This is a genomic window from Mesorhizobium sp. M00.F.Ca.ET.216.01.1.1 (genome assembly GCF_004010325.2).
In the GTDB taxonomy this organism is placed as follows: domain Bacteria; phylum Pseudomonadota; class Alphaproteobacteria; order Rhizobiales; family Rhizobiaceae; genus Mesorhizobium.
Genome location: NZ_SADR02000281.1, coordinates 1 through 352 on the forward strand (window position 1 = coordinate 1; position 352 = coordinate 352).

General features: G+C 67.9%; 1 pseudogene. It reads left to right on the forward strand.

Annotated features, from left to right (window positions below):
* A pseudogene (locus EN859_RS36105) lies at window positions 1-315 on the forward strand (indolepyruvate ferredoxin oxidoreductase); the annotation flags it as partial.
* Window positions 316-352: the final 37 nt, after the last annotated feature.

A 352-nucleotide genomic window follows, 5' to 3' on the forward strand; every position in this document is an offset into this window, starting at 1 on the left:
TTCGGCGTCGACGAGGATGTCTGCACCGGCGACCACGCCTGCATGCGGCTCTCCGGCTGTCCGTCGCTGTCAGTGAAGTCGCTCGACGATCCGCTGCGCGATGACCCCGTCGCCAGCATCGACCAGAATTGCGTCGGCTGCGGCAATTGCGGCGAGGTCGCGGATGCCGCCGTGCTTTGCCCCTCCTTTTATCGCGCCGATGTCGTCCACAATCCCGGCCGCTGGGACCGTTTCCTGGAAAGCGCGCGCCGCGCCGTCATCGGCCTTTTGCAGCGCCGTCGCGAGAGCCGCTGCCTGATGTTCGCCGATGCTTGACCAGGCTTCGCCCCTGCGCCCGAAGGCGGGCGCCCAT